Here is a 10,026-nt window from a genome sequence, read left to right as displayed (position 1 = left end):
ATCACAGTTACCACCGTGCTCACGTGGTGGCACCGTACGTGCACCTGTTTTAGCCGCAGCCGCCGCTTCATCACCTTTTAATCGCCCCATTACCGCTGATTTTTCTTCAGGAGGACATGCAAGCATAGGTACACGGTCAGGATCAGTCGCAATTAAGTCAGCTTCACGCTGATTCCATTCTTCCAGCATTTCTTTTGATGGTAAGCAACCAATTAAACCAGGATGCATAATGCCGGCAAACTGCACGTTTGGAATGTGACGTGATGTCGTGTAAATACCGTGGAAGTCCCAGATAGACTTACTGGCATCAGGGAAGTGGTCAGTTAAAAAACCACCACCGTTTTCTTTAGCGAATAAACCATTAAAACCCCATTGCTGATCTTCAAAGGTGCCGACATCCAAAATGTCTACCACCATCAAATCGCCAGGTTCGGCACCTTCAACACCAATCGGGCCACTTAAATAGTGAACCTGTGTTAAATCGACATCACGGATGTCATCCGCACTGTCATTATTGCCAATCTGACCGCCAGTCCAATCCATACATTCAACACGGAATTCATCACCGGGCTTGACCATGGCGATCATCGGTATATCTGGATGCCAACGGTTATGGATTTGACCGTCCTGCTCCCATGGTTTTTTATCTAAATCGAGTTTTACTATCGTTTTCATTTAGTTCCTCCTTCTACTAGAACTGAAGTTGGGTACTGATGACAAAAGCGTCATCATCAGATTGATTCGTGACTTCAAGATTTCTGTAAATGGCTGTGATTTGAGCGTTGTAACCGTCTATGATGTAGTTCACGCCAAAGTCTGTACGTTCTGTTTCAATGCCGTTGTCAGCATCAAAATTTTGATAATGAACGATTGGCATAAACTGCCCCCAACCGACTTTTTCGTTGAAGATAAATCCAGCACCAAGCGCGTATGCTTCGCCCTGCTCAGACTCAAAAACATCGTCAGTGTCATAGTCGTAATAAGCTGCTTCGAATGAGATGGCACCCGCACCGAGTTTTTTCTCAATTAATAAGTCAGCACCATATTGGCTATAGTCGCCGACATCCGTTGTTGAAGCAGCACCATCTTCTTTTGAGCGGCCAAATACACCAATGGTGAAAATATCTTTAGCGCCCAAGTAGTTGCCTGTTCCGTAATAGCCCGGCTCTTTGTCCCAGAAGCTATATTGCAAACGTCCGGCATACATCAATTCATCGCTTTGATTAGGGTTTGAGGTAGATTCGTTAGCTAAACCACTGTAGAAAAAAATCTTATCCGCTTCGAAAGCACCAAATGAATAAGCAAGACGTTGGTCTAACGTTGTACCCACTACTGCTACACCTTCATCACGACCAATCGTGCCGCCATTCCAGCCATAACGTGCTGCAATGTTTTGCCAGTAACCATCACCTGAGGTGTAGTAAGGACCCGCCATATTGGCACGGCTACTTGGTGATAAGAACCGACCTGTCCAGATGGCGAAATCAGGAGTCAATTGGAAAATACCGGCAGCATCAATGACTTTCATTGACTCATCGCTGTTCATTTCAGTGTTAAACATACCCTTGATGTATTTATTTAACGCACCTGAGAAATAGAGTCTGGCACTGTCTAAGTTGAAGTCATTTGAGCGACCACCGTCATTTGCACCGTCTTCAGCATTGGTATAGCTACCACGCATACCAAAACCGACGCTGACATATTGATCTTCACCAAACGTGATGGTGCCAGCTGCCTGTGACACGCTTGGTGCCATCAATGCAGAACTGGCAAGCGCCACTGCGTAGGTGAGAGAGTTGAGTTTCATTTTCATTCTAATTGCCCCTGTTAGCCATCCGAGAAAAGAAAAAGTCGCAAACGTGATGTTCGCGTCAGGAGCAATACTAGTGAGCTGGGTCAGAAGCTTGAATACGTGAAATTGCGTAGAAACAGATCCCACTTGTTCAGGTAACCTGTAGCCATGTTCAAGAGTCATCAAGGGAAGACGGATGTTTCAAAAACGAAAATTTAATAAGGCGCTAGCCGTCACATCACTCGGCATAATGAGTCTGACTCTCACTGCCTGTGGTGAATTCAGTTATAAACGCGGCGCATCCGCTCGTGATTTCCAACAGGAAAAAGATGTGTGTGCTGCCAGCACCAATACAGAGGCGCAGACTAAAAAGTGCTTAAAAGAACATGGCTGGATAGTGCTGGATCTCGACAACAAGGCCAATGAAGCAGCAGCCAAAACCGGCAGTCCCGCTAATAAAGCGGTGATTCATGGAAGTTATACAAAGAGTTCGCCCGATCAATTTATCGCTGAGAAAACGACTGAAACTGACATTGAACCCGCACCACTTCCAGCCGATCCACTACAGCCTGTTGGTGTTAGCTCCTGGTGGAAAGCGGGTGCAGGCCCCGATCAATTACTTAATGATGGTCAAGCCTGTCAAGATGGCTTGAGTAAAGAGCACCCAATCAACGGTAATTTTAGCCAAGTTACCGTTGGCTTTATTGAGTGTATGGCAGAGAAAGGCTGGAAAGTCTGGCTTAAATAACTCTCTCGTCCTCGGTACCGCCAGTACCCCTTCTAGTACTGGCGGTTTTTTTTATTCTGATATCGGGGCTAACCAGTTTGTACCACCTAATTTACGTTGTTGGGCTAAGTTCCAACGGGCTCTATCAATGAGATGTTGTGCAGGTCTTGCCGGATCATATTTCAACGGACTTGGTAAGGTAGAGGCTAATAAAGCCGCCTGCATATCCGTCAGTTGCGAGGCGCGTTTGCCAAAGTGATGCTGACTGGCGGCCTCAATACCAAAGACGCCGGGTCCCCACTCTGCAATATTCATATACACTTCAAGAATGCGTTGTTTGCCCCAGGTTACTTCGATCAATGAAGTAAACCAGACCTCAAGGCCTTTCCTCAGCCAACTTCTGCCCGTCCATAAGAACATATTTTTAGCGACTTGCTGGCTAATGGTACTGGCTCCACGTAAGCGGCCACCCTCTTCAGCTTCATTCAAAGCTTTCATAATGGCATCGACGTCAAAGCCTTGATGTATCGGGAAACGCTGATCCTCAGAGGTAATAACTGCTAAAGCAGCTTTTTTGGGCATCTCATCCCAGCTTAACCAGGTTTGTTGAATACTGTAATCATCATGCGTCAGCCAACGTTCCAGCATCACCATACTGACGGGTGGGTTCAACCAGCGAAACGGCAGGACAATAAGCAGGCTCAACAGTAACCATCCCAGCATGGCATAAAGAAGCCATTTGATAAAAATGCGTTTGATTTTATTCAGCATATCTGCCTTTTTATTGTTTCTGACCCATAGTGATTAGGCGCCTAACGATCATCTTGATATCATTTAGTATTGCAACAAAAACTCATCTATCTGATGCTTACTACACTTTCAATTTTGTTACCGATTTTCGGGTTGATTGCGGCCGGTTTTATCGCTAGAAAAACCGGCGTGCTCGGACCCACAGCGGCTAGCGAATTAAACCGTTACGTCGTCTGGCTAGCCCTGCCTGCCTTATTGTTCGACATTATGGCACATAGCCATTGGCAAGCTTTATTTAAGCCTGCTTTTATTTATGTTTATCTGCTTGGTACTGGGGTTATTTTTGTTTTTATTCTATTGTGGCGGTTAAATCAGGGTAGTCATTTAGCTGACGCCAGTGTTGATGGTGTGGCAGCGGCTTACTCCAATACAGGTTACGTCGGTTTTCCATTGTTATTTTTAGTATTTGGTTCATCCAGTCAAGTGCCCACGACTATCGCATCCATTATTGTGGTGTGTATCTTATTTTCCATTGCCATCATGTTAATAGAAACGGGGTTGCAAGCTGAAAAAGCGCTCCACCATAGAATGAAACATGTTTTTTCTGCGGTCTTCCGTAATCCATTAGTTGTCTCTCCGATTGCCGGCGTGTTGGTCGCGGCTTCTGGGTTGACGCTGCCCAACAGCATTGAAACATTTCTTCATCTGCTCTCAGACTCCGCCAGCCCATGTGCATTAGTGAGTTTAGGGTTATTTTTAGCCAGTAATGTAAACCAAGCTGATAGTGTGGATATGCGAGCAAAACAGATTGCTTGGGTATTAACGTTTACCAAGCTTATCGCTCAACCACTGCTTGTCGCTGTGTTGGCTTTATGGGTGTTTGATATGAATAATACCTTAGCCATGATGGCAATATTATTGGCTGCGTTACCGACAGGTACCGGGCCTTTTATGCTGGCCGAATATTACCAGCGTGATGCATTTATTACGGCTCAGACTATTATGCTCTCTACGCTTATTTCATTAGTCACATTGACGATCTTATTAAACTTGATGTGAAAGGTAGGCGTTCAAACCGGTTTTTTGTACTATTAATGAGCTTATTCACTTTTTACTGGGACCACTTATGAAAAAAATTATCATCGCTACACTTGTTGCCACATTGCTTGGCTGCACGTCAGCATCGCCTAAACAATACTACCGTCCAGCTGGCGCAGAGCAGCAAGTTGAAGTGTATGGTCGCTTTGATCAAATCAGCTTTGAACACCAAGTGTTAATCAATGGCAGTGTGGTGGTAAATGGACAGTTATCGTATAACTACGATGAGGGTCATTTCAGTGGTGAGTATGACGGTATGACCGTCACTTCAGACTGTAAATGGAAGATGAAAAAAGATTTGATTTGCCTGGTTAAAATTAATAACGAAATGGCCGCTACGCTGACATTTTAAATCCAGTTAGTCGTTATAACCTGAGCGTGTTTTCTCAAGTTATAACGGCTTTTTATCATCAGATAGTGCTTTCATTACTTTTTCAAATTCTGCTTTGTTGCGCCTGACAGCAGCCACACACTCAGCATCCAGTTTATTCGCCTGTTGCATTTTTTCCAGTTCAGCAATGGCATCATCTAAAGGCCACGGCTTTTTGTAGGGGCGTTGGCAGGTCAACGCATCAAAAATATCAGCTACAGTTGCAATTCTGGCCTCAAGTGGAATCTGCTCCCCTTTTAAACCTTTGGGGTAACCTGAGCCGTCAATGTATTCATGATGACAGGCTACGATATTTCGCATCATATCTGTATCCCGCATATCTACCAGGTTATAGTCATTCAGCACTTGCTCGAGCATCACAATCCCCTTTTCCACATGGGTTTTCATAATGCTGCGCTCTGCATCATCCAATCGACCTGGTTTATTGAGTATGGTGTCAGAAATACCGATCTTGCCAATATCATGCAGTCGAGCAAATATGTACACATGTTCTATAAACTCATCACTCAAGCGATGTTTTTTTGCCAAATCAGTAGCAATAATTCTGGCGTAACATGCCATACGATCAAGATGTAATCCGGTTTCAAAATCTCTGAAATCAGTGAAATCTCTAGCTGCTCTGACTGTCGCTAACAAGGTATTAACCAGTGATAATTCTTCATTAATCATCATGGATATGAATTGAGCATACAAACTTAACGTAATTTTTTCTGCGTCGCTCAAAGGTTGGGGTAGATGTTCAATCTCAAAACAAACAAACCCAATAAAGCGTTGTGCTTGTTTAATGGGAATAATAAACGCGGCTAAACTTTGTGAATCTTGTTGAAAATGTTGCCAGATGGGATCATCCGTGGCGAATGAGACAAGCTTACCTTCTTCTTGTTGGCATAAGGTAAACAAGGCTTGGTTAGATTTGAGGTAGAGACTTTCATCCTTGCCGTGGCTAGCGAAATGATGACTACTCAGAAATTTCTTCAGTGAATCTGTTTTCTCATCATAAAGCATGCAGGATGACTGCGTTATTTGAGGCAAACTCTGTCGCAAACACTCATGCAACACTTCTAATCGCCCATTCAGCGTATCTGGCTTATTCGCTAGGAGTGATATCACTTTTGCATCCATTTCACGCCTCCTGAACACCGCTCTTTTCATTAAGAACAGTTGTATCAATCTATTAATGAGTGCGACAAGAATCCTTCTTGTTAGTTGCTTTCTGTTATTATTCGCCTGCCATCATGGCAATAACGGCTTACTCAATTGTGAGATTGAGCTATCTACATTGATATTTTAGAGATCACTATGCCTGAAATTATAATTGAAAAAAACCCAAGTGAAGCACGTTTGCAAGAGTTAGGTGTTGCGGGTTGGGAAATCTGGGACTGTCCTGTGACTGAATTCAGATTGGACTTCGACGAAACTGAAAAAGCCTATATCTTAGAAGGCGAAATCGTTGTGACACCAGATGGTGAAGCACCTGTTACCGTTGTTGCTGGTGATTATGTTGAATTTCCAGCGGGATTAAAAAGCTTCTGGAAAGTCACAAAAACATTACGTAAACACTATAGTTACGACTAGTTTTTCTGAAAAAGGCATCCACCGGGTGCCTTTTTATTTGTTTAGATTTAGCTGTATGGCAATATTCCGTGCGATCTGTTTTTCTTCATCCGTTTTTATCACCAAGATAGGTACATCACTCCTCAGATGATGAACGGCTGATACTGTCTCTTTTAACTTCTGATTGTTTTCAGCATTGATAACAACGCCATATCGGCCTAATTCATCACAGGCCAAAGCACGAATCATGGCTGCATTTTCACCAATGCCGCCAGTAAATATGATGGCGTCGACTCGTCCCAGACTAATCATGTAGGCGCCAATATAACGTCGAAGCTGGTGCACATACATTTGAATCGCTAAGCTCGCTTCTTTATCACCCTGCTCAGCTCGATGCTGAATCTCAGCCATATTATGTGTGCCGGTAATCGCCACCAAACCGGATTCAAAATTAAGCTGATGCTCCAGCTGTTCTGCTGAAATACCTGTCTGCTCCTGAATGTATAGAGGTACAGCCGCATCCAAGTCGCCACTGCGATTTCCCATCATAAGGCCCTGTAATGGCGTAAAGCCCATCGAAGTATCAAAACTCTGGCCGTTTTTAATCGCACAAGCGCTTGCACCATTACCCAGGTGCAAGGTAATTAAATTGAGTTCATTCAGAGGTTTTTCCAGATAAACAGCGGCCTGCTGGGCTACATATTGATGAGATAAGCCATGAAACCCATAGCGGCGGACATCATGGTTTTGATACCAGTCATCAGGCACTGCATACCGATAGACATGCTCCGGAATGGTCTGGTGAAAATCGGTATCAAAAACGGCAAATTGTCTGACCTGAGAAAATAATTCCTGGCAGGTTTTTATGCCTGCAATATTACCTGGTAAATGCTGTGGTGCCAGATGCTGGTATGACTCAATAGTCGTGAGGACATCTTTGTTCAACTCAACGGGAGCAAAGAATCGAGCACCACCATGAACAACCCTATGGCCTATCACATCTAACTGTATCCCCGATGCCCCGTTAAAGAAACACTGCATATCATCTGCAATCACGTGAAAAGCAGCCTGATGATTTTTTATTGCAACAGTAGACTCTGACTGTTTGACGATGTCTGAAAAACGTTTATCCACACAAACATGATGTTTTGCGGATGACTCACCAATCCCCTGGATACTGCCTTCTAATAAAACAGCCTCATCCTTGAGCTGAAGTAATTTATATTTAACAGACGAACTACCACTGTTAAGTACTAATATGACAGATTGCGTTGTCATGAGATTACTCTTTTATGGTTGAGATATCGCCCCACTTCCAATCACCAAACTCAGGCTTATCGATACCGTATTCATAGGCATATAAACTACAGCTTATTTGATGATCACGTAATTGTTGTTTTGCATGAGCACCAATACCTTGTAAACGATCTACGCGATCAATAATGTCCATAGCGATAGTAAATCGATCAATCTGATTACGGATCGCTAACTCCAGTGGCGTATTGATATTGCCCTTTTCGTTATAACCATGAACATGAAAATTGGTATGATTGGTCCGACGGTAAATCAAGCGATGAATTAACCATGGATAACCATGGAAATTAAAGATCACCGGTTTATCTTTTGTAAACAGGCTGTCAAAGTCTTTATCACTCAAACCATGAGGATGTTCACTGTCCGAGATGAGTTTGAATAAGTCGACAACATTAATAAAACGAATCTTCAAATCATCAAAATACTGATGAATAAGATCGATGGCGGCCAGTGCTTCCTGGGTGGGAATATCACCACACCCCACCACCACAGCATCTGGTTCAACACCTTCATCTGAACTTGCCCACTCCCATATTCCCACGCCTTTTGTGCAATGTTTAACAGCTTCATCCGCATCAAGATATTGGAAATGTTTTTGTTTGTCGGCCACGATCACATTCACATAATTTTTGGCCTTCAAACAATGGTCGGCAACAGATAACAAAGTATTCACATCTGGTGGCAGGTAAATACGGCAGACTTTTGGACTCTTATTGAGGACTAAATCTAAAAAGCCCGGATCTTGGTGGGTAAAACCATTATGATCTTGACGCCAGACAGTGGATGTAATCAGTAAGTTAAGCGAAGATATCGGTGCACGCCACGCGATGTTATTACAGATATCCAACCATTTAGCATGTTGATTAAACATGGAATCAATCACATGAATGAAGGCTTCATAACTGGCAAAAAAACCGTGTCGACCCGTTAATAAATACCCTTCAAGCCAACCTTCCAGCGTATGTTCGGATAACATTTCCATAACGCGACCATCTCGTGCCAGTTCGCCACCATCCTGATCTTCGGGTAATAACTCACCCATCCATGTTTTTTTACTGACTTCATAAATATTATCGAGCTTATTAGAGCTGTTTTCATCGGGACCAAAGACTCTGAAGTTGCTGTTATTTTTCTTCATGATGTCACGCAGAAACTGACCTAATGGTCGGGTGTTTTCTACCAGACTCTGCCCCGGCTTATCGATAGATACCGCATAATCACGAAAATCAGGCATTTTCAGTGATTTTCTAAGCAATCCACCATTGGCATGTAGGCTGGCACTCATTCTTTTGTTACCTTTTGGCGCCAGTGCTTTTAGCTCTGGCAGAAGCTGACCATCTTCATTAAATAGTTGCTCTGGTCGGTAACTTTTGAGCCAGTTTTCTAATTGAGCAAGGTGTTCCGGATTGTCTTTGACACCACCTAATGGCACTTGATGCGCGCGCCAGAAACCTTCGACCCTATGACCATCCACTTCTTTTGGCCCTGTCCAGCCTTTGGGGGTACGTAGAATGATCATCGGCCAACGCGGTCTTTCATCGCTGCCAGACTCTCTGATACGTTGCTGTGTTTCACGAATGTCGACAATGCACTCTTCCATCACTTTTGCCATGGTTTGATGCATAAGTTCAGGATCATCACCTTCGACAAAATGTGGCGTCCAGCCATAGCCACGAAATAACTGCTCAATTTCTTCATGTGAAATACGAGACAAAATGGTCGGATTATTTATTTTGTAGCCGTTTAAATTCAGGATAGGTAAAACAGCGCCATCCGTCTTAGGATTAAGAAATTTATTTGAGTGCCATGACGTCGCAAGCGGGCCTGTTTCAGACTCACCGTCCCCGACCATGACTGCCACAACTAAATCCGGATTATCATAAGCCGCACCAAACGCATGAGAAACGCTATACCCCAGCTCTCCGCCTTCGTGGATCGAGCCCGGTGTTTCCGGTGTGCAGTGGCTACCTATTCCACCAGGAAAAGAGAATGATTTAAAAAAGTGTTTCAGACCGTCAATGTCTTCACTTTTATTCGGATAAATCTCTGAGTAAGTGCCTTCCAAATACACGGGCGCTAATACACCAGGTGCCCCATGACCAGGGCCTGCTAGAAAAATCGCATCCAGATCGTATTTATTAATCAATCTGTTCAAATGGATATAAGAAAAGCTCAAAGCCGGACTGGCACCCCAGTGTCCCAATAGTCGATTCTTAATATGTTCAGCTTTAAGTGGTTCACGCAGTAGAGGGTTGTCTTGCAGATAAATCATGCCTGCGGCAAGGTAGTTACAGGCTCGCCAGTAAGCATCAATGTTTGTCAGATCGTTGGCATCAAGAGGTGTAGCAGACAAAGTGCTGTTCATAGAGTACTCCTTGCTTTATGTATCAGTGCAGACTA

Annotated in this window: 10 protein-coding genes; 4 read left to right on the top strand and 6 right to left on the bottom strand. The window is 43.7% G+C overall.

From position 1 onward, the window contains the following. Together B3014_RS03405 and B3014_RS03400 are read right to left on the bottom strand one after the other, a co-directional pair. A partial coding sequence (locus B3014_RS03405) for an acetamidase/formamidase family protein (RefSeq protein WP_289286907.1) occupies window positions 1-675 on the bottom strand: 675 nt, incomplete at its 3' end. Between the two features lie 16 nt (window positions 676-691). Beyond that, on the bottom strand, window positions 692-1,813 hold the full coding sequence (locus tag B3014_RS03400) for a porin (protein WP_289244865.1): 1,122 nt from the start codon (window positions 1,811-1,813) through the stop codon (window positions 692-694). Window positions 1,814-1,988: 175 nt separating this feature from the next. On the opposite strand from B3014_RS03400, the gene B3014_RS03395 reads away from it, so the two are divergent. Beyond that, on the top strand, window positions 1,989-2,540 hold the full coding sequence (locus B3014_RS03395) for a hypothetical protein (protein ID WP_289244864.1): 552 nt from the start codon (window positions 1,989-1,991) through the stop codon (window positions 2,538-2,540). A gap of 51 nt (window positions 2,541-2,591) precedes the next feature. Here the strand turns inward: B3014_RS03395 and mtgA are convergent, their stop codons facing one another. Further along, a complete protein-coding gene (mtgA, locus tag B3014_RS03390; RefSeq protein ID WP_289244863.1) occupies window positions 2,592-3,290 on the bottom strand; it encodes a monofunctional biosynthetic peptidoglycan transglycosylase in 699 nt (232 codons plus the stop codon). A gap of 93 nt (window positions 3,291-3,383) precedes the next feature. Between mtgA and B3014_RS03385 the strand changes: the two genes are divergently transcribed. Together B3014_RS03385 and B3014_RS03380 are read left to right on the top strand one after the other, a co-directional pair. Next, window positions 3,384-4,328 (top strand): AEC family transporter, encoded by a 945-nt coding sequence (locus tag B3014_RS03385; RefSeq protein WP_289244862.1) that lies wholly within the window; start codon window positions 3,384-3,386, stop codon window positions 4,326-4,328. A gap of 67 nt (window positions 4,329-4,395) precedes the next feature. Further along, entirely contained in the window at window positions 4,396-4,719 is a 324-nt protein-coding gene (locus B3014_RS03380) for a hypothetical protein (protein ID WP_289244861.1), read from the top strand. Window positions 4,720-4,758: 39 nt separating this feature from the next. On the opposite strand, the gene B3014_RS03375 is transcribed toward B3014_RS03380, so the two are convergent. After that, on the bottom strand, window positions 4,759-5,880 hold the full coding sequence (locus tag B3014_RS03375) for an HD-GYP domain-containing protein (protein WP_289244860.1): 1,122 nt from the start codon (window positions 5,878-5,880) through the stop codon (window positions 4,759-4,761). Window positions 5,881-6,057: 177 nt separating this feature from the next. Here B3014_RS03375 and B3014_RS03370 point away from each other — a divergent pair, with 177 nt between their 5' ends. After that, window positions 6,058-6,333, top strand: a complete 276-nt coding sequence (locus B3014_RS03370; protein WP_007145314.1) for a cupin domain-containing protein — start codon at window positions 6,058-6,060, stop codon at window positions 6,331-6,333. 33 nt (window positions 6,334-6,366) lie between these two features. Here B3014_RS03370 and B3014_RS03365 read toward each other — a convergent pair whose 3' ends face one another. Together B3014_RS03365 and B3014_RS03360 are read right to left on the bottom strand one after the other, a co-directional pair. Beyond that, window positions 6,367-7,590: an acetate/propionate family kinase gene (locus tag B3014_RS03365; protein ID WP_289244859.1), complete on the bottom strand. Its 1,224-nt coding sequence runs from the start codon at window positions 7,588-7,590 to the stop codon at window positions 6,367-6,369. A 4-nt stretch (window positions 7,591-7,594) separates the two neighbouring features. Then, complete coding sequence (locus B3014_RS03360) at window positions 7,595-9,991, bottom strand: phosphoketolase family protein (protein WP_289244858.1); 2,397 nt, start codon at window positions 9,989-9,991, stop codon at window positions 7,595-7,597. Window positions 9,992-10,026: the final 35 nt, after the last annotated feature.

Source organism: Methylophaga sp. UBA678 (genome assembly GCF_002299105.1).
Taxonomy (GTDB): Bacteria; Pseudomonadota; Gammaproteobacteria; order Nitrosococcales; family Methylophagaceae; genus Methylophaga; species Methylophaga marina.
Note: the sequence above shows the minus strand (reverse complement) of the source record. Positions and strands in the feature narration are given on the sequence as shown.